The sequence below is a fragment of the Streptomyces sp. NPDC037203 genome (assembly GCF_055605065.1).
In genome coordinates this window covers 579613-598636 of the sequence record NZ_JBVJUC010000001.1, presented here as the reverse complement: position 1 = coordinate 598636, position 19024 = coordinate 579613, and the positions used below count along the sequence as shown (strand labels likewise).

The window sequence follows — 19024 nt, the reverse complement described above, 5'->3', positions numbered from 1 at the left end:
CGGTGGAGCCCTCTGCCCCCACGTCGGCCGTCGCGGTCGCCGGACCCGGCGTGGGACACGCCCCCGCGGACCCGCCGCACCCTCTCGCCTTCCGCCCCCTGCGGCGCCCGCGCACCCGCCTGGCCGCGTATCTCCGGCTGGCCAAGCTCGGGATGGTCGACTACTACCTCAGCCTGCTCGTCGTGGCCTCGCTGCCGCCGCTGACCGGCGCCCGCATCCTCCACACCCCGGCCTGCGCGACCCTCGCGGCCTTCCTGCTCGGCGAGTTGTGCCTGGTGGGCGCCGCGGTCGCGTACGACGACATCACCGGGTACCGGGACGGCAGCGATGCCGCGAACTACGGCACGGACGCGGCGGTGCGCCGGCTCGCCCGCAAACCGCTCCTCGCCGGCGCCCTCACCGAGGCGGACGCCCTCCGCTTCGCCCGCGCCGCCCTCGCCGCCGGCGTCCTGTGCTGGACGGCCGCGCTGGCGTTCGCGCCCCACCGGCCGCTGTGGGCGGTGCTCGCCGTCGCAGCCGCCGGTCTCCTCGTCCCGCAGTACTCCTGGGGCCTGCGGCTCGGCTACCACGGGCTCCAGGAGGTCTTCCTCGCCGCCGTCGGCTGGGCCTTCGTGCTGCCGCTGTACGGCCTGCTCACCGGACGGGCCACCGCGTTCGCCGCCGTGGAGGCCTTCCTGTTCGGGCTCGGACCCCTCCTCTTCGGCGTGTACTCGAACACGAACGACATCGCCGGGGACCGCGCGGTGGGCCGCCCCACCGCCGCCTGCCTCCTGTCCCGCCGCGGCAACGCCGTCCTCGTCGGCGCGCTCTCCGCCCTCGAGACGGCGGTGATCGCCACGGCGGCCGTCCTCGGGATCGCACCCTGGTGGTTCCCGCTGGTACTCCTGCCCGTGACGGCGGCCCGCACCGCGCAGTTCACGGTCGGCATGGTGCGCGGCGACGTGCTGCGCGGCCGGCTGCTCGGCATCCGGGCGCACCGGATCCTGGTCGCCGCCCTGGTCGCGGCCAACCTGCTCCGGGCGGGCACGAGTTGACCCGAGCCGGACACGTGTACACCTGGAGATGAGAGAGGAACCGCCGATGGCCGACACGGACGTCGACGTCGCCGTGGTCGGAGCCGGGATCGCGGGCCTGGCCACCGCCTTCCACCTGGCGGCCACCGGCAGATCGGTGCGCGTGTTCGAGGCGGCCCGCCGGGTCGGCGGGCGAATGGCCGCGCGCCGCCACGAGGGTTACGTCCTGGACGAGGGCGCGGAGCAGATCGCCACCCGCGGCTACGACGCCACCTGGCGGCTGATCCGGGCCGCCGGTCTGCCCGCCGGTGCCGTCGTCCCGGTGGGCGGCCGGATGGCGATCTGGCGCGACGGCCGGGTCCGGCCCGACTTCGGCCATCCGGCGGGCCTGCTGACCGGCGCCGGCATGTCCTGGCGCGGCCGGCTGTCCTGGCTGCGCTTCACCGCGACGCTCCTGCGCCACCGCGGACGCTTCGACCCCGAGCACCCGGAGGCGACGCCGTTCGGCGACCTGACCGTCGCGGAGTACGCCCGCCGACACCATCGCGACCTGTACGAACGCCTGTTGCAGCCGATGTCCGGCACCTTCTTCGGCTGGCGGCCCGAGCGGTCGGCGATCGGTCCGATGGCCGTGCTGCTGCTCGCCGTCGGCGGTGCCGGAGAGCGCTGGGTGGCCTACCGGGACGGCATGGACACCCTGGCCAGGGCACTGGCCGACCGGCTGGACGTCGTCACCGGCACCGCCGCCGTCGCCGTCAAGCCGGGCCCGCGTACCGCACGCCTCGACCTCGCCGACGGCACGACGGTGACCGCCGGGCACGTCGTCCTCGCCGTACCCGCGCCCGTGGCGCTCGCGCTGCACACCGACCTCCCGGCCGACGAGCGCCCCTACCTGGCCGCCAGCACCTACTGCCCGATGCTCAAGGTGTCCTGCCTGCTCGACCGGCCCCTCGCGAGCCCGACCCGCCGACCTTCCTACGGCCTGCAAGTGCCCGCCGTGGAGGACCCGGTGTTCGCCGGGGCCATCCTCGACCACGTCAAGGCACCCGGCCGGGTACCGCCGGGACGCGGTCTGGTCAGCCTGTTCGCCTCACCGTACGCGTCGTCGCGGCTGCTGGGCCGCACCGACGACGAGATCGTCTCCGAACTGGGCGCGCACGCCGAGCGGTACCTGCCGGGCCTGACCGGGGCGACACACACGGCCTTCGTGGCGCGCTGGCCGCACGGCCTGCCGGAGGCGTCGCCCGCCGCGCTGCGCCTGCGCCGCGCCTTCCTCGATCGCCCCCTGCGCCGTGTCGACTACGCCGGGGACTGGCTGGCCCTGCGCCCCAGCAGCGAGGCCGCCGTCCACTCGGCGACGCTCGCCGTGCGCCGGGTCCTCGCCGCCGAGGCCGCCTGACCGGGGGAGGGCCGGGGCGCCCCGGCCCTCCCCCTTCTGCGCGGGTGCTCCGCTCAGCCGACCGTGATGTTGGAGTTGCCGCTGCTCTGGTAGCCCTCGGTCGACAGGATCATGTAGTTGAAGGCGCCCAGGTTCATCCCGTGGCTCGCCCACGCGTCGAAGTGGTTGCCCGTGGTGATGCTGCCGCCCACCCGCTTGGACTGCCGCACGCTCCAGTACTGGTTGAACGTCGCGGTGCCGATGATGGACGGCTGGTTGACCTGCAGCGTCTCGTAGATGTCGTACGTGCCGCCGTCACTGGTGACGCTGCCCTTGTACGTGCCCGTGGGCCGGTAGGTGCCCCAGCTCTCCAGGATGTAGTACTCGACCAGCGGGTTGGTGGTCCAGCCGTAGAGCGACAGGTAGCCGTTGCCGGACGGGTTGAAGCTGCCCGAGTAGTTCACGGTGCGGCGGCTGCCGGTGCTCCAGCCCTTGCCGCAGGTGAAGTTGCCGCAGTTGGTCCACGAGGTGCTGTAGTTGCCCCCGGAGCCCAGGTTCATCGAGACCGAACCGCCGCCGTTGGTCCAGAACGAGTACCAGTAGCCGTTGTTGGTGCCCGTCTGGTTGGTGGTGATGGTCGTGGCCGCCTGCGCGGTCCCCGGCAGCAGCAGCCCGGAGGCGGCCAGCGCCAGGGCGCCGGCCCCCGCCCCGGCGAGGAGATTCCTGCGGCTGATCGGGTGGACGGTGGGCTTGTCCTCCATGTGCATGCTTCCTCCTCAGGAAGGCTCGTGGAGAAACCGGGGCCGCGTGCCACGGTCCCGGAGGCACGGGTCGGTCCGCTCGGCGCGGACCGGAGTCGCGCGGGCCGGGGCCACGGTGGGGGCCCGGCCGCCGAAGGTACGCCGACACCGCGACAGGGCCGGTCGTGCGGAGCGTGACGGTGCGGTCGAGGCGGGCGGGCCGGACGCCGGTGACCCGCCGACGGGAACGTACCGGGCCCGTGCGAGGTGGTGGGGTACGACCCAGGATCGGTGGGCCGGGTGCGGGCGGCCCTGCGCCGCGCGGAGTCCATGCCGCTCTCCATGGGACGGGAAGCCCCTTCGTCGTCGGGGTGTGCGTACTGCCGCTTCCGAACCGCCCGCCGCACGCCGTTCACCGTGCGGTGGACGGGCCCTGGGATGAGGAGGGGCACCGGAAGGGCCCGATACTGTTTCCGGAAAGTTTCCGGAAGTTGTCGCGAAACGTTAGGGACGGACCGTCGGCCCGTCAACCCCTGCGGCACCAACAGGCTGACGCCGTACGGGTATTGGCCATGTGACGGTCCGGAAGACGGCGCGTGGGGCCCGCGATCGGCGATTGCCTATGCTGAGGGCCGCAGGCGAGGAGGCAGGGATGGCAGCACAGGGCGCGGGCCGCGTCACCATCGCGGACATCGCGCGGGAGGCGGGCGTGTCCCTGCCGACGGTCTCCCGAGTGCTCAACGGACGTGCCGACGTGTCCCCTTCGACCCGCCGCCGGGTCGAGGACCTGCTGGCCCACCACGGCTACCGGCGGCGCGCCGCCCAGGGAGCCGGCCGGGCGGAACTGATCGACCTGGTCTTCAACGACCTCGACAGCCCCTGGGCCGTGGAGATCCTGCGCGGCGTGGAGGACGTGGCCCACGCCGCGGGCCTGGGCACCGTGGTCTCCGCGGTGCACCACCGCAGCACCTCGGCCCAGCAGTGGCTGGTCAACCTGCGGGCGCGGGCCTCCGACGGCGTCATCCTGGTCACCTCGGACCTCGCCCCCGAACTGCATGCCGAGCTGCGGCGCCTGGGCGTGCCCACCGTCATCATCGACCCGGCCGGTGTGCCCACCTTCGGCATCCCGACGATCGGCGCCATGAACTGGGCCGGCGGCCGCAGCGCCGTCGAGCATCTGCTCCTGCTCGGGCACCGGCGCATCGGCGTCATCACCGGCCCCTCCACGCTGCTGTGCAGCCGGGCCCGCCTGGACGGGTACCGGGCCGCCCTGGAATCCGCCGGCGTGGAGATCGACGACCGGCTCATCCGCCCCGGCGACTTCTCCCACGAGGCCGGCTTCACCGCCGGCACGGAACTGATCACCCTCGCCGACCCGCCGACCGCGATCTTCGCCTCCAGCGACCAGATGGCCCTCGGCGTCTACGAGGCCGCCCGCCAGCACGGCCTGCGCATCCCGGACGACCTCAGCGTGGTCGGCTTCGACGACCTGCCCCAGGTCCAGTGGTCCCCACCGCCCCTGACCACGGTCCGCCAGCCCCTGGACGAGATGGGCCAGGTCGCGGTCCGCACCCTGCTCCGCCTGATCCAGGGCGAGACCCTGGAGAGCCCGCACATCGAACTGGCGACGCAACTGGTGGTGCGCAGCAGCACGGGAGCGGCACGGCGCTGACCCTGGGAGCCGTACGCGCCCCCGGTCGCCCGGAGCGGCGCGCCGGGCGTGACCTACGGCACAGGAACCCTCCGCGGCGTGCGGACAGAAGTGAGTGTGAACAAGTCAGAGAACGACATCCGCCGCCGCGTACGCGAGGGGGATCGCGAGGCGTTCGCCCAGCTGTACGAGGAGTTCGCGCGGCCCGTGTACAACCACGGCCTGCGGCTCACCGGTGACTGGTCGACCGCCGAAGAGGTCATGTCAGAGACGTTTCTGACCGCCTGGCACGCGCGGGCGCGCCTTGAGGAGGACGGCGGCTCGCTGCTGCCCTGGCTGCTGGGCATCGCCACCCACAAGGCGGACAACGCGCGCCGGAGCACCCGGCGCCGGCAGATGTTCCTGGCCCGCCAGGTGCCGCCCCGAGAGGTGGAGGACTTCGCCGCCCGGACGGCCGGGCGCATCGACGACGCGCGCCGGCTCCAGGCCGTGCACGCGGCGCTGGGCCGGCTGCGGCGGCAGGAGCGCGAGGTCCTCGCCCTGTGCGTGTGGTCTGGACTGGACTACCAGCAGACGGCCGAAGCCCTGGGGATCGCGGTCGGCACCGTGCGGTCCCGGCTCTCCCGTGCCCGCAAGAAGCTCGCCCGGTTCGCGGACGAGAACACCGCGCAGGACCGGGAACCGCGGGTCCGCCGCGGAGAGGTGACCAGTGTGGCCGCGATCGCGGCCCTGCCCGTGCGGGAGGAACTCACATGAACGACCGTCACGCTTCCGGTCGGCGGCACGACGACCGCGACGAGATCGCCCGTCTGCTGCCGGCCCCGGCCGACTGGGACCTTCCGCGCGAGCGGCATCTTCGTCACAAGGATCTGCTCATGCGACACATCGACCGCCACCAGGCCGAATCCGCCACCGGCACGCCCGCCGCGCCGCCCGACGGCACCCCCGCCGCGCCGCCCCTCCGGCGCGCCCGGCCCCTGCTGCGGCCCGCGCTCCTCGCTCCGGCGGCCGCGCTGGCCCTGGCCGGTGCGCTGACCGCCGGTGCCGTCCTGGGCGGCCCCGGCGACGCGGCACGGCACGCTGCCGGGGACATGCGGCCCGCCGCCGCTCTGCTGCACCGCATCTCCGACGCCGCGGCGGACCGCGGGGCGCCCACCGTGCGCGACGACCAGTACGTCTACACCCGCGAGAAGGTCCGCGGGGCCGATGTGACCAGCGGCAAGGCCGTCGTGGGCCCGCTGACGGACCGCGAGACTTGGATGGCCCAGCGGCCCGGCCCGCTGCACCGGCTCGGCCTGATCCGCACCGACGGCGAGACCCTGCCCATCAACGCCGAACTGGGCGACACCAAGGGCACCCCGGCCGGTCTGAGCCGGCCCACGTACCGCTGGCTCGCCTCCCTGCCCACCGACCCGGACAAGCTGCTCGCCTACCTGTACGCCAAGACGCCCGCGGCCGCCGGACGGGAACGCGACCAGGCGGTGTTCGAGCAGATCGGTGGCCTGCTCGGCGGAGTGATGCCGCCCCGCACGGCCGCCGCCCTCTACCAGGCCGCCGCGAGGATCCCCGGCGTCGACCGGTCCCCGCGGGCGCGGGACGCCATCGGCCGGCAGGGCCTCGGCATCGTCCGCGACGACAAGCGCTACGGCGTGCGCACCGAGTGGGTCTTCGACACCGAGGACTACTCCTTCCTCGGCTCCCGCAGCTACCTGACGAGGAACACCTCGTACGGCAAGGCCGGCACCCTGCTGTCCAGCACGGCCGAACTCGCCCACGCCGTGGTCGACAAGGCGGGCGTACGTCCCGCCGACGACGCGGGGACGGCCCGTACCGGAACCGCCTGACGCTCCGGCCGTACCCCGCGGGCCCGGCGCTGCGCGGGGTACGGCCGCCGGGTACGGGGAACGCACCGGCGCCGTCTCAGATCGCGGTGCGGCCGCCGTCGACGGCGATGGTGGTACCGGCGACGTAGCTGGCCTTCGGCGAGGCCAGGAAGGCGACCACCTCGGCGACCTCGGAGGGTTCGGCGGCGCGCTTCATCGCGGTGGTCGCGCCCAGCGCGTCGAACATCTCGCGCGCCTCGGGCCGGGTGTAGACCGGGCCCGGAGCCACGTTGTTGAAGCGGACGCCGCGAGCGCTGTACTCGGCCGTCCAGCTCTGGGTCAGCGAGGCCAGGGCCGCCTTCGTGGCGCCGTAGGCCGCGGCGTTGGCCAGGCCGATGCTTCCGGCGATGCTGCCGATGCTGATCACCGTGCCCGCGCCCTTCGCGGCCATCGCGGGCGCGAAGGCGGCGACCAGGAAGAAGGGCGCGCGCACATTTCCGGCGAACATGGCGTCGTAGTCGGCCGGCGTCATCTCCTCGGTCGGGGCCAGGTTCGCGACCCCGGCGTTGTTGATCAGGACATCGATCTCGCCCACCTCGGCCGCCAGCCGGTCCGCCGCGTCCGGTTCGGTGAGATCGGCCGCGACGAACCGGGCCCGGCCCCCGGCCGCGGCGATCTCCGCCACGACCTCGGCACCGCGCTCGGCGTTGCGGCCCACGACCACGACGGACATCCCGTCCGCGGCCAGCCGCCGGGCGATCGCCCGGCCGATGCCGGAGGTGGCGCCGGTGACCAGCGCGGTCAGGGGACGGGACGCGGGGGCAGCGCTCTGTGCGGACACGCGGAACACCTTTCGACGCTTTCGTGGCCGGGCTGCCGGGCCGGTCGGTCCGGGGCCCGAGGACACGTCCGGGAGGACGCCCGCCTCCAGGGAACGCAGCACGGCCGCACAGAAGCGGTACGACACCCCGCAGGGGCCCCTGATCGGCGCCTTCGGGGGACGAGCGCCCGCCGCCCGGCCGGCGGCGCCGCGCGTTCCGTATTCTGGCGGCGGGAACTGCTGAAAGGCCAGGGGAGGGGCGCGTGCCGCTGCACAAGGACGACCCGAGGTCCGTGGGCGGCTACAAGCTGACCGACCGGCTCGGCGCCGGCGGCATGGGCAGGGTCTACCGGGGCAGGTCGCGCTCCGGGCGCGAGGTCGCCGTCAAGCTCGTCCACGCCGAATACGCCCAGAACCCCGTCTTCCGGGCCCGGTTCCGGCAGGAGGTCGAGGCCGCCCGCCGGGTGAGCGGCGCCTTCACGGCGGCCGTGGTGGATGCCGACCCGGAGGCGGAGTCGCCCTGGATGGCCACCCAGTACGTGCCCGGCCAGTCCCTCGCCACCCGCGTCCGCGACCAAGGCCCCCTGCGCGTCACCGAGTTGCGGCCGCTGGCGCTCGGCCTGGTGGAGGCGCTGCGGGACATCCACCGGGCCGGGGTGGTGCACCGCGACCTGAAACCGGCCAACGTCCTGATGGCCGCCGACGGCCCCCGCGTCATCGACTTCGGCATCTCCCGCGCCGTGGAGAGCCACCACACCCTCACCGAGACCGGGCCGGCACCCCGCCGTTCATGTCCCCGGAGCAGTTCACCGACGCCCGCACGGTCGGCCCCGCCTCCGACGTCTTCTCGCTCGGCGCGCTGCTCGTGTGGTGCGTCACCGGACGCGGCCCCTTCGACGCCGACAGCCCCTACCTCACCGGCTACCGGGTCGTCCACGACGAGCCCGTCCTCGACGGTGTGACCGGATCGGTGCGCGCGGTCCTGGAGCGCTGCCTGGCCAAGGAGCCCGCCGACCGGCCCGAACCGGACGTACTGGCACGGGAGTTCGCGAAGGCCCTGCCGGAGCCGTCGCCCGGCGAGCCGGAGACGATGACCCTGCGGCTGCCCTCCGCGCGACCCGCCGCCGAGGCCCTCACCGGCGCCGAGACCACCGCCGAGCGCCACCCCCGACGGCGCGGCCCGCGCGCGCTGCTTGTCGTGTCCGGTGTGCTGGCCGCCGCCCTGACCGGATATCTGCTGCTCGACCCGCCGGGCGACGGGGGCGACGGCGGCGGCACGGCGCGGGCGAACTCCGCTGCCGCGGCACGCTGGACGCCCCTCCCGCCCGGCTGGAGGCCGTGGCAGACGACCGCGTCCGCCGACGCCGAGCAGGGCGTCCGGAAGGCGCCCGCATACGACGGCAACCGGGCTCCGGCCTGCGTACCGGACGCCGGTGCCCTCTACTGCGGCGGCAGCGCCCTGCTCCCGGAACGGATCGACGCCACCACCGGACGCACCCTCTGGCGCTCCGGCATCGCACCCGCCGGCCTCCCGGCCGACCGGTACGTCACGAACATCCTCGGCACGTACGCGGGCGTGGTGCTCGTGGAGTCGACGGTCACCGGCTCGGGCGGCACCGGACAGTCGCAGTCCGTCCTCGCTCTCGACACCGCGAGCGGCACACGGCTCTGGTCGCACCCGGTGCGCACGGACAGCCTGGGCTCGGGCTACGCCGCCGGGGTGACGATGACACAGGAGGGCGACGGCAGCGCGGTGACCGTCCGCTCGGCGCGCGACGGAACGGTGCGCGGGCGGATCCCGGTACCCGCCGGCTACGACTGCTACCCGCTCGCCGCCGACGACCGACCCTACGTGGAGTGCATCGCCCGCGCGGAAGGCTCGCACACCACGAGGTTCCTCGTGGTCGATCCCGCCGACGGGTCCGCGCGCACCCTGGTCTCGCCCGCCCAGCAGCGGAGCTTCATCGGCGTCCTGGACGGACAGCTGGTGTTCGTGGAATCGGCCGGCAACCCGGTGCCCGACAGCCCCGACCTGGTCTACACCCGCATCGTGCGGGTCGACCCGCGCACCGGCAGGCGGACGCTGACACCGCTGCCCGAGCGCTACCGGGGAGGCGTCCCGGCCCTGGCCCGCGGCACGCTCTACTTCGCCACCTCCAGCGGCATGGTCACCGCCGTCTCACCGGTGACCGGGGCCAGGCTGTGGCAGAGCCACACGACCCTGGAGACGCCGGGCCAGGTGTCGGTGGACCCGAGCGGACGCACCGTGTACCTGGCCGGCGGCAGCGGCCGGGTGGCCGCGCTCGACGCGGCTCGCGGCACCCTGCTGTGGGAGTCCTCGGCCCGCGCGGAGGTCCTGGACAGCGGGCTGCTGCCCACCGTGTGGTTCGACAAGGGCGCCCTGGTCCTCGCGGCCTCCGACGGCACCCTCTTCACCCTCGACCCGTCCCACCCCGGCCGCGCCCCCGTCCCCCGCTGACCCGCGCCGCTCAGGGGTCGCGAAACCGGTTCACACGGTGTGCGGGCACGGCCTGGTCCACCGGGGTGGATCGCGCGCCGCCCCGGCGGGGCACCGGTGCGTATGGCGGCGACGCCGCCGGCACCCCACGGCCCGCGCCGCGCTGACGGACCCACCGTGAGGGGAGACTCGGTCACGGTGTGCGATCATCCGGCTCAGAGAGCCCTGCCCGGTGCGGACCGGCCCGCACCCGTACGGACGGGAGCCGAGGTCACCCACCCCCTGCCGGCCGGGCGGCCCGCCGCCCCAGGGGGACGCCCGGAGGAGCGTCATGAGACGAGAGCCGACGCCGGCCGCGGCAGCGTCGTCCGAAGCGCTGCCGCCCGAGGTCGCCGCGGCCCGGCTGCGGCTGCTCGCGGACGTGAGCCGCGCACTGGCCTCCGGACTGGACGCGGAGGAGTCGCTGGGCAGACTCGCCCGGCTGGTCGTGCCGCAGCTGGCCGACGCCTGCGTCGTGGACGTCGTCGAGGGAGAAGGAGTACGGCGGCTCACGGTCACCGACCGGGACACCGACCGGGCACTGCGCGTCCTGTCCGGCGGTCTCCTGCCTGGCCCGGACGACTCGGCCTGCGCGCTGGCGAAGGTACTGCGCGGCGCCGGTCCCGTCCTGGTCACCGACTTCGGCGAACCCGACCCGGCCGACCCGCTGCGCGCCGCCCAGTGGGCCCTGTACCGGGCACTCGGCGCCCAGAGCGCGCTGATCGTGCCCCTGCGCGTACGGCGGCAGGAACTGGGCGCCCTCACCTTCGTCCGCCGCGCGGGCGCCCCGGCGTTCGACGAGCAGGAGCAGGCGCTCGCCGCCGACCTCGGCCACCGCGCGGGCCTCGCCCTGGACAACGCCCGGCTGTACGCCCTCCAGGAGCACACCGCCGAACAGCTCCAGCTCTCCCTCCTGCCCGACCTGACCGGCCTGGACCACCTCCAGCTCGCCACCCGCTACCTGGCCGCCCGCGAACGGGCCGAGGTCGGCGGCGACTGGTACGACGCCTTCCCGCTGCCCGACGGCTCGGTCGTCCTCGCCATCGGAGACGTGGTCGGCCACGACCTGGCCGCCGCCGTCCGCATGGGGCAACTGCGCAACATGCTGCGCGCGCTCGCCTACGACAGCGGCGGCGACGATCCGGCCGGCATCATGTGCCGCCTGGACAAGGTGATGCAGGGGCTGACCGCCATCGAGCTGGTCACGGCCGTCATCGCGCGCCTCGAAACACCCGGCACCGGCCCGTGGCGCCTCACCTGGACCAACGCCGGCCACCTCCCGCCCCTGCTGGCCCAGCCCGACGGCCACACGCTGCTGCTGGAGGAGGGACACGCCCCCATCCTCGGGGTCGATCCCGCGCTCGGCCGCGAGACGGCGACCATCACCCTGCCGCCCGGCGCCACCCTGCTGCTGTACACCGACGGCCTCGTCGAACGCCCCGGCGAGGACATCGGCCGCGGCCTGACCCGGCTGCGCCAGCACGCGGCGGCGCTCGCCCGCGAGCCACTGGCCGTCTTCTGCGACGAACTCCTCATCCGGATGAGCGACGTCCAGAACGACGACGTCGCCGTACTGGCCCTGCGCGTCTCCTGAGCCGCGGCGGTCGCCGCCGTGACCACGCCCTCAGAGCCCGCTCCCCGTCCGCGCCCGGCGCCACGCGCCGTCCGCCAGCAGGCGCAGGCCGTTCAGGCCGACGATGACGGTGGACCCCTCGTGCCCGGCCACGCCGAGCGGCAGCGGCAGGGTGCCGACGAGGTTCCAGACGACCAGCCCGGTGATGAACACCGCGGCGATGACCAGGTTCTGCACCACCAGGCGCCGGGCCTGGCGGGAGAGCCGTACGACGGCGGGGACGGTGGCGAGTTCGTCGCGGAGGATCACCGCGTCGGCGGTCTCCAGCGCGAGGTCGGACCCGGCCCGGCCCAGCGCGATGCCGGTGTGCGCGGCGGCGAGGGCGGGAGCGTCGTTGACCCCGTCGCCGACCACCAGGACCCTCCGTCCGGCCCGCGCCAGATCCCGCACGGCGGCTACCTTGTCCTGCGGGAGGAGACCGGCGCGTACGTCCGTGATGCCGACCTCCCCGGCCAGGCGGGCGGCGGCGCGCGGATTGTCCCCGGTGACCAGGAGCGGCGCGGACTCGGTGAGGGCGGTCAGCGCGCCGACGGTGGCGGCCGCGTCCGCGCGCAGCCGGTCGGCGATGCCCAGCACCCCCGCCGGGGTTCCGCCGACGGTGACCAGTACGGCCGTACGGCCCTCGTTCTCCCACCGCGCCGCGAGCGCGCTCGCCGGGTGCGGCAGACCGCCGTCGAGGAGCCGGGCGGGGCTGCCGACCGCGACCGGCCTGCCCTCGACGGTGGCCGTCACCCCGGTGCCGGGCGCGGAACCGAAGTCCGTCGCCGGCGGAATGTCCAGCCCGCGGGCGCGGGCCGCGTCCACGACGGCACGGGCCAGCGGATGCTCACTGGGGTGCTCGGCCGCCGCCGCCAGCCGCAGGACCTGGTCCTCCGTCAGCCCGGAACCGGCGAGCGGGCGGACGTCCGTCACCCGCGGGGTGCCCTCGGTCAGCGTGCCGGTCTTGTCCAGGGCGACCGCGTCCACCTGGCCGAGCCGCTCCATGACGACGGCCGACTTCACCAGCACGCCATGGCGGCCGGCGTTGGCGATGGCCGAGAGCAGCGGCGGCATGGTGGCCAGCACCACCGCACAGGGCGAGGCCACGATCATGAAGGTCATGGCCCGCAGCAGGGTCGGCCGGAGTTCGGCACCGAAAAGCAGGGGAAGCACGAACAACGCGACGGTGGCGGCCACCATCCCGATCGAGTACCGCTGTTCCACCTTCTCGATGAACAGCTGGGTCGGCGCCTTGGTCCCGGACGCCTCCTCCACCATGGCCACGATCCGGGCGATCACCGAGTCCGCCGGGTCCCGCTCGACCTCGACCCGCAGCGCGCCGGTGCCGTTCAAGGTCCCGGCGAACACCTCGTCGCCGGGCCCCTTCGCCACCGGAAGCGGCTCACCGGTGATCGTCGCCTGGTCCACCTCGCTGACCCCGTCCAGCACCCGGCCGTCGGCGCCGACCCGTTCGCCGGGCCGTACGAGGATCACGTCGCCCACCGAGAGCCGGTCCGTCGGCACCGCCTCCTCGCCGCCGCCGCCGTCGCGGAGCCGGGTGGCCGTGGCCGGGGCCAGATCGAGCAGACCCCGCACGGAGTCCGCGGTGCGGGCGGTGGCGACCGCCTCCAGCGCGCCGGAGGTCGCGAAGATGACGATCAGCAGTGCGCCGTCCAGGACCTGCCCGATCGCGGCGGCCCCGAGCGCGGCCACCACCATCAGCAGATCCACGTCCAGGGTCTTGTCCCGCAGCGCCTGGAGCCCGGCCCAGCCCGGCTCCCAGCCGCCGGCCGCGTAGACGGCCGCGAACAGCGGGCCCCACGCCCAGGCCGGTGCCCCGGCGAGGTACGGCGGCAGCGCGACGAGGAACAGCAGCAGGGCCGCGGCCGCCCAGCGGGCTTCGGGCAGGGCGAGGACGCGGGTACGGCGGCCGGGCGCGGCGGTCTCGCGTGCGACGCCGGGCGGCGCTTCGCGGAGGAGAGCGGAAGACATGGACGCGGAGTCCTTCACGGTGAGCGGGGGAGGGACCGGGGCGGGAACACCGTCCCGGCAGTCCCACCACCGTAGCAGGAACGAATGAAGAGACATTCATGTGTTCATCAGCGGTGCCGTACGATGGGCTCATGGGTCATGGAGCCGCACCGCAGGCAGATCGCGTCCCGCGCGGCCGCCTGGACGCAACCAGCGCCGCCAAAGTCGCCACCACCCTCCAGGCGCTGGCGACTCCCTCACGGCTGCTGATCCTCGCCCGGCTGCGCGAAGGTCCGCTGCCCGCGACCGAGTTGGCCGCCGAGGTGGGCATGGAACAGTCCGCCTGCTCCCACCAACTGCGCCTGCTGCGCAACCTCGGCCTCGTGGTGGGCACCCGCAAAGGCCGCTCGATCGTGTACTCGCTCTACGACAACCACGTCGCGGAACTGATCGACCAGGCCATCTACCACGTCGAACACCTCCGCCTCGGCCTGATCGACCCGGCCGGCCAACTGGCCTGACCGGAACCGGAGACGGAGCGGCGTCCGGCATCGCGGGCGGCACCCAGCCGGTCCGCCTGACCGCCGGGCCGCCCACGGCATGCTCAGTCGAGGCAGAACTCGTTGCCCTCGACGTCCTGCATCACGAGGCACGACTCGTTGAAGCCGTCGGCACGCAGCAACTGCACACGCACCGCACCGAGTGCGACCAGCCGGGCGCACTCCGGTCCGACCCCTGAAGGGTCACCGCAGGCGAAGGCCGCGCCCTGCCGTTCGGCCGGCAGCGAGCGGTCGAACTCGGCCCAGGTGGCGAATCCCTCCGGGGGCGGCGGCACGACGTAGCCCAGCACCTCGCACCAGAAGCGGGCGACGCGCTCGGGCTCCGCGCGGGGCACGGCTGCTCCGGGCGGTTTGGCCCCCGCTGGCCCGCCGTCCCAGGCTCGACGGGCCGACGCCGCGTGGGCGCCATCGCGAGGTAAACCGGAACGTACGCCTCCGACGGCTTGATCGGAAGGCTTGCGGAGGTGTGCTCCAGCTCACACGCCGCCCAGCTTTTGAACACGTTCAACTCGCTGGGCTAAGCTCACCCCGAGTCGGGGGAGACGAGGGAAGGGGAGCCGTGAAGATCGTGATTCCCGGTGGCACCGGACAGGTCGGCACCATCCTGAAGCGTGCGCTCGGCGCCGCCGGCCACGAGGTCGTGGTGCTCACCAGACGTCCCCGGGGCGAGGGTGAGATCGCGTGGGACGGCAAGAGCTCGGGGCCGTGGACCGCGGCCGTCGACGGCAGCGATGTCGTCGTCAACCTGGCCGGTCGGAGCGTCAGTTGCCGCTACACGGCGGCGAATCTGCGGGAGATGATGGACTCGCGGGTCGACTCCACCCGAGCCGTGGGCGCCGCGATCGCGGCCGCGGCCCGGCCGCCCCGCGTCTGGCTCCAGATGAGCACCGCCACGGTGTACGCGCACCGCTTCGACGCCCCCAACGACGAGGCCACCGGCGTGATCGGCGGCCGCGAGACGGGTGTGCCGGACTACTGGGCGTACAGCGTCGAGATCGCCGAGTCCTGGGAGCGGGCCCAGCAGCAGGCCGAGACGCCGGCCACCCGCAAAGTCGCGCTGCGCTCGGCCATGGTGATGAGCCCGGACCCCGGCGGAGTCTTCGCCGTCCTGCTGGGCCTGGCCCGGCTGGGCCTCGGCGGACCGGTCGGCGGCGGGGCGCAGTACGTGTCGTGGATCCACGAACACGACTTCGTGCGCGCCGTGGAGTTCCTGATGGCGCGTGAGGACATCACCGGACCGGTGAACCTGGCGGCCCCTCATCCCCTGCCGCAGCGGGCGTTCATGCGTGCGCTGCGCTCCGCGTGGGGCGTGCCGGTGGGTCTCCCGGCGACCCGGTGGATGGCCGGGCTCGGCGCGTTCGCCCTGCGCTCGGACACCGAACTCCTGCTGAAGAGTCGCCGTGTCGTCCCCGGCCGGCTGACGGGGGCCGGCTTCGACTTCCGGTACCCCCAATGGCCGGAAGCAGCCGACGAGTTGGTGCGCCGCACGCGGACACGGCCACGGACCGGAAGCGTCCCCCCGGCGCGCCCCTGACGCCCCTCACGGCTCTCCGGAGCGCTGCTCCACGGTCGATGCGGGACCCGCGCCTGCCTGCCGGCCTTCGGGAACCGAACGAATTCCCCTATGGAGGCGTCCATTTGTGAACAACCCATTGACTGGCTCCGGGGAGCTTGCCACCATCACCCTCACCCGAGAGCGCTCTCAGGCCGCGTCACGGTTCGATCTCCAGCACGGTCCCCACCCGTTCGAGGAGTGCGCCCATGCCCGTCAGCTCCGCCCCACCACGTCTCGCGCCGGAACGGCTCCGCTCCCGGCCCCACCTCGTCCTCGCGCTGCTGATCGCGCTCGTCGCGGCGCTCGGACTCACCGTCACCTCCCAGAGCCCCGCCCGCGCCGCGGGCACCCTGCTCTCCCAGGGCAGACCCGCCACCGCTTCCTCCACCGAGAACGCCTCCTTCGGCGCCGCGCAGGCGGTGGACGGCAACGACCAGACCCGCTGGTCCAGCGCGTTCGCCGACCCGCAGTGGATCATGGTGGACCTCGGCTCGGTCCAGCCCCTCACCCAGGTCACCCTGAAATGGGAGGCCGCCTACGCCAAGGCGTTCACCCTCCAGACGGCCACGGACGCCGGGGGCCCCTGGACCACCGTCTACTCGACCAGCGCCGGCACCGGCGGCGTACAGAACCTGAACGTGAGCGGCACGGGACGGTACGTCCGGATGTACGCCACCCAGCGCGCCACTGCGTACGGCTACTCCCTCTGGGAGTTCCAGGTCTACGGCGGCTCCGGCGGCAGCACGCCCCCGGACGACTTCTGGGGCACCACCGACGACATCCCGCCGTCCTCGGCCGTGATGAAGGTGAAGGTGCTCAACCGGACCGGCGGCGCCTACCCGGACAGCCAGGTCTACTGGAGCTACAACGGCCAGGAGCACTCCATCGCCGAGCAGCCCTACGTCGACATCGTCGCCGCCCCCGCCCAGCGCATGTACTTCTACGTCGGCTCCCCGAACGGCCAGTACTACGACTTCATCGAATTCACCACGGGCACGGCCTCGTTCAGCGGCAACACCACGCGGGTCGACGCGTGGGGCCTGCCCCTGGCCATCCGGCTGCACTCGCACAGCGGACAGGACGTTCAACTGGGCGACAGCCAGGACCTGTTCACCATGAGCCGGGACCAGGTGTTCCAGAACTTCCAGAACTCCGTGCCGCAGCAGTTCAAGGTCCTGGCCCAGACCCAGGCGCCGTACCGGATCATCGCCCCCGGCAGCGACCCGAGCTTCAGGGCGGGCGGCGCGAACGCCGGCTACTTCACGGCGTACGCCAATTCGGTCGGCGTGAACGAGCCCACCTCGAACATCTTCGGCTGCGCGGGCTCGCTGGCCTCGAACGCGGCCCTGTGCGCCGCGCTCAACCGGCACACCGCCAACCTGCCGGCCGCGCAGCAGCAGGACCCGTCGAAGTTCTACGGCGGCGACCCGGCCAACTGGTACGCCAAGTACTGGCACGACCACGCGATCGATCACCTGGCGTACGGCTTCCCCTACGACGACGTGGCGGGCCAGGCCGCCTACACCTCGATGGACAGCCCCCAGTGGATGGAGGTCGCGGTCGGCTACTGACACCGGCCCACACGGACGACGCGCCGCACACGCCCCTCCACCGGTGACCACTCCTCCCGGTGGAGGGGCGTGCGGGTGTGTGCGACGGCCGTGGGCGCGGCGGGAGGTTGCCGCCCTCCGCGAAAGGCACGGCCGCGTCGCCCACCGAGGGTGTCGAGCACGGGCCACGCGCATGGCGCGACATACGCACGGTCGCCCTCGGCCGCTGGCTCGGACCATTGGTCGTCGGCCGCCCGGGCCGGGCCGGAGCACTGCGCGCGTCTGCGTCGGCCGCCTGCCTCGGGGTGGTCCTGTTCGCGGCCGGGCCCGGCCTCTGGACGGGTTTGCGGGAGCGCTGCTGTGGGGAGCGGGCGCGGCACTCGGATTTCCCCTCGGCCTGGGCGCCGGTTCGGACGGCCTCGCCCAGGCGGCCGTCCGGGTCGGCGTGATCACCTCGATCGGGTACTGCGGCTTCGTCTGCGGCCCGCCGCTGCTCGGCGCCCTCGCCGACCGGACCGCCCTCGCACCGGCGTTGCTGGTGGTAGTCGCCGTCACGGCCGCGTCCCTCCCTCTCGCAGGCGCCCTGAGGGTCACCCCGCGGGTCGCACGGGAGGAGGCGATCGGCACAGACGCCGTCGCGTCGACGCTCCAGCACCGATGAACACCCAACCGCGCCGGCCCTGAACGCGGTCGTCGTCCCCGCCCCCGCCCCTGCGGGCGCCGGGAGGACCGCTCCCGCACATCACGTACGAGAAAGCGAACGGCACCGCCGCCGTACCCCCGCACATCACGCACATGAAGGAGCACACCGTGCCGACCAGCACACCCGTCATCCAGGTCACCGACGCCGACCTGGAAGACCTCCGCACCCGGCTGCGCGCCACCCGCTGGCCCGAGCCCTGGCCGGTCGACGGCTGGCAGGCGGGTACCGACGCAGCCGAACTCCGCCGCCTCGTCACGTACTGGGCCACCGACTACACGTGGCGCAGCCACGAAGCCGCCCTCAACGCACTGCCCTCCCATTTCGCCGACATCGACGGCACACCAGTGCACTACCTGCGTTACGACGCCGAACACCCCGACGCCCTGCCGATCGTGCTCACCCACGGCTGGCCGAGCACCGTCATGGAACTCACCGCGCTCGCCGAACGACTCGCCGCCCCCTCCCGCCACGGAGGAGACGCCCGCGACCCTTCACCGTCATCGTCCCCTCCCTGCCCGGCTTCACCTTCTCGCCACAGCGCCCCGCCCTCACCGACGCCGAACAGACCCATGACCTCTGGCACCGGCTGATGCACGAACACTTGGGCTTCCGACGCTACGCGGCCCACGGCGGAGACCTGGGCGCCGGCGTCACCTCACGGCTCGCCGAGGCCCACCCCGAGGCCGTCGTCGGCATCCACCTGCTCGCCGCGGCCGCCCCGGCCGGCGACCCGGCCTCGCTCACCCCCCAGGAGAAGGCCCACCTCGCCCGACTTCCTTCTCACCCAGGCATCGCTCTACTGGTTCACCGGCACGATCTCCACGTCCTTCCGCGCGTACTACGAGTACGCGCACCAGCTCACCCGGCGTGTGCGGCGGGTCGAGGTCCCCACCGCCCTCGCCCTGTTCCCGGCCGACCTCGCCCAACCGCCCCGGAGCTGGGCCGAGCGCACCTACCACCTCACGCGCTACACCCGTATGCCCCGCGGCGGACACTTCGCCGCACACGAGGAACCGGCCTTGCTCGCCGACGACATCGCCGCGTTCTTCCGCGACCTTCGTTGCAACAAGCCCCGATACCAGTGACTGATGACGGCTAGCACCATGACGTGGGTCTGCCCTGATCGCCGTGTCGGAGGCGGGAGTCTCCGG

The 19024-nt window shown here is 73.8% G+C and carries 18 protein-coding genes; 14 read left to right on the top strand and 4 right to left on the bottom strand.

Annotated elements, in window-relative coordinates; all coding sequences use genetic code 11:
* Positions 1-2 precede the first annotated feature (2 nt).
* Positions 3-1034, top strand: coding sequence for a UbiA family prenyltransferase (locus ACZ7EC_RS02555; protein ID WP_471056732.1), 1032 nt, complete (start codon positions 3-5; stop codon positions 1032-1034).
* A gap of 46 nt (positions 1035-1080) precedes the next feature.
* The gene (locus ACZ7EC_RS02550; protein ID WP_471056729.1) at positions 1081-2412 is read left to right on the top strand and encodes a protoporphyrinogen/coproporphyrinogen oxidase; all 1332 of its coding nucleotides are present in this window, start codon (positions 1081-1083) and stop codon (positions 2410-2412) included.
* 53 nt (positions 2413-2465) lie between these two features.
* Here ACZ7EC_RS02550 and ACZ7EC_RS02545 read toward each other — a convergent pair whose 3' ends face one another.
* Positions 2466-3152: a glycoside hydrolase family 11 protein gene (locus ACZ7EC_RS02545; RefSeq protein ID WP_471057829.1), complete on the bottom strand. Its 687-nt coding sequence runs from the start codon at positions 3150-3152 to the stop codon at positions 2466-2468.
* Between the two features lie 631 nt (positions 3153-3783).
* On the opposite strand from ACZ7EC_RS02545, the gene ACZ7EC_RS02540 reads away from it, so the two are divergent.
* From ACZ7EC_RS02540 to ACZ7EC_RS02530, 3 genes are all read left to right on the top strand, one after another.
* Positions 3784-4803, top strand: coding sequence for a LacI family DNA-binding transcriptional regulator (locus tag ACZ7EC_RS02540; RefSeq protein ID WP_471056726.1), 1020 nt, complete (start codon positions 3784-3786; stop codon positions 4801-4803).
* A 117-nt stretch (positions 4804-4920) separates the two neighbouring features.
* Positions 4921-5538, top strand: coding sequence for an RNA polymerase sigma factor (locus ACZ7EC_RS02535; RefSeq protein ID WP_471057826.1), 618 nt, complete (start codon positions 4921-4923; stop codon positions 5536-5538).
* Positions 5535-6626, top strand: coding sequence for a CU044_5270 family protein (locus ACZ7EC_RS02530; RefSeq protein WP_471056723.1), 1092 nt, complete (start codon positions 5535-5537; stop codon positions 6624-6626). The genes ACZ7EC_RS02535 and ACZ7EC_RS02530 overlap by 4 nt, the downstream gene beginning before the upstream one ends.
* Before the next feature lie 76 nt (positions 6627-6702).
* Here the strand turns inward: ACZ7EC_RS02530 and ACZ7EC_RS02525 are convergent, their stop codons facing one another.
* Entirely contained in the window at positions 6703-7446 is a 744-nt protein-coding gene (locus ACZ7EC_RS02525) for an SDR family NAD(P)-dependent oxidoreductase (RefSeq protein ID WP_471056721.1), read from the bottom strand.
* 242 nt (positions 7447-7688) lie between these two features.
* Between ACZ7EC_RS02525 and ACZ7EC_RS02520 the strand changes: the two genes are divergently transcribed.
* From ACZ7EC_RS02520 to ACZ7EC_RS02510, 3 genes are all read left to right on the top strand, one after another.
* A complete protein-coding gene (locus tag ACZ7EC_RS02520; RefSeq protein ID WP_471056718.1) occupies positions 7689-8387 on the top strand; it encodes a serine/threonine-protein kinase in 699 nt (232 codons plus the stop codon).
* A 128-nt stretch (positions 8388-8515) separates the two neighbouring features.
* Complete coding sequence (locus ACZ7EC_RS02515) at positions 8516-9904, top strand: outer membrane protein assembly factor BamB family protein (protein ID WP_471057823.1); 1389 nt, start codon at positions 8516-8518, stop codon at positions 9902-9904.
* A gap of 310 nt (positions 9905-10214) precedes the next feature.
* The gene (locus ACZ7EC_RS02510) at positions 10215-11516 is read left to right on the top strand and encodes a PP2C family protein-serine/threonine phosphatase (protein ID WP_471056715.1); all 1302 of its coding nucleotides are present in this window, start codon (positions 10215-10217) and stop codon (positions 11514-11516) included.
* Between the two features lie 30 nt (positions 11517-11546).
* Here the strand turns inward: ACZ7EC_RS02510 and ACZ7EC_RS02505 are convergent, their stop codons facing one another.
* Complete coding sequence (locus ACZ7EC_RS02505; protein WP_471056712.1) at positions 11547-13526, bottom strand: heavy metal translocating P-type ATPase; 1980 nt, start codon at positions 13524-13526, stop codon at positions 11547-11549.
* A gap of 131 nt (positions 13527-13657) precedes the next feature.
* Here ACZ7EC_RS02505 and ACZ7EC_RS02500 point away from each other — a divergent pair, with 131 nt between their 5' ends.
* The gene (locus tag ACZ7EC_RS02500) at positions 13658-14026 is read left to right on the top strand and encodes an ArsR/SmtB family transcription factor (protein ID WP_471056710.1); all 369 of its coding nucleotides are present in this window, start codon (positions 13658-13660) and stop codon (positions 14024-14026) included.
* Between the two features lie 83 nt (positions 14027-14109).
* Here ACZ7EC_RS02500 and ACZ7EC_RS02495 read toward each other — a convergent pair whose 3' ends face one another.
* Positions 14110-14400, bottom strand: coding sequence for a VOC family protein (locus ACZ7EC_RS02495; protein ID WP_471056707.1), 291 nt, complete (start codon positions 14398-14400; stop codon positions 14110-14112).
* Positions 14401-14624: 224 nt separating this feature from the next.
* Here ACZ7EC_RS02495 and ACZ7EC_RS02490 point away from each other — a divergent pair, with 224 nt between their 5' ends.
* The 5 genes from ACZ7EC_RS02490 to ACZ7EC_RS02470 all read left to right on the top strand — a co-directional run bounded on the left by ACZ7EC_RS02490 (position 14625) and on the right by ACZ7EC_RS02470 (position 18972).
* Entirely contained in the window at positions 14625-15599 is a 975-nt protein-coding gene (locus tag ACZ7EC_RS02490; RefSeq protein WP_471056704.1) for a TIGR01777 family oxidoreductase, read from the top strand.
* A gap of 227 nt (positions 15600-15826) precedes the next feature.
* Positions 15827-17191, top strand: coding sequence for a beta-1,3-glucanase family protein (locus ACZ7EC_RS02485; RefSeq protein ID WP_471056702.1), 1365 nt, complete (start codon positions 15827-15829; stop codon positions 17189-17191).
* Positions 17192-17615: 424 nt separating this feature from the next.
* Positions 17616-17831, top strand: a complete 216-nt coding sequence (locus tag ACZ7EC_RS02480; RefSeq protein WP_471056700.1) for a hypothetical protein — start codon at positions 17616-17618, stop codon at positions 17829-17831.
* 149 nt (positions 17832-17980) lie between these two features.
* Positions 17981-18463: an epoxide hydrolase N-terminal domain-containing protein gene (locus ACZ7EC_RS02475; protein ID WP_471056697.1), complete on the top strand. Its 483-nt coding sequence runs from the start codon at positions 17981-17983 to the stop codon at positions 18461-18463.
* Positions 18373-18972: an alpha/beta fold hydrolase gene (locus tag ACZ7EC_RS02470; protein WP_471057820.1), complete on the top strand. Its 600-nt coding sequence runs from the start codon at positions 18373-18375 to the stop codon at positions 18970-18972. The genes ACZ7EC_RS02475 and ACZ7EC_RS02470 overlap by 91 nt, the downstream gene beginning before the upstream one ends.
* Positions 18973-19024: the final 52 nt, after the last annotated feature.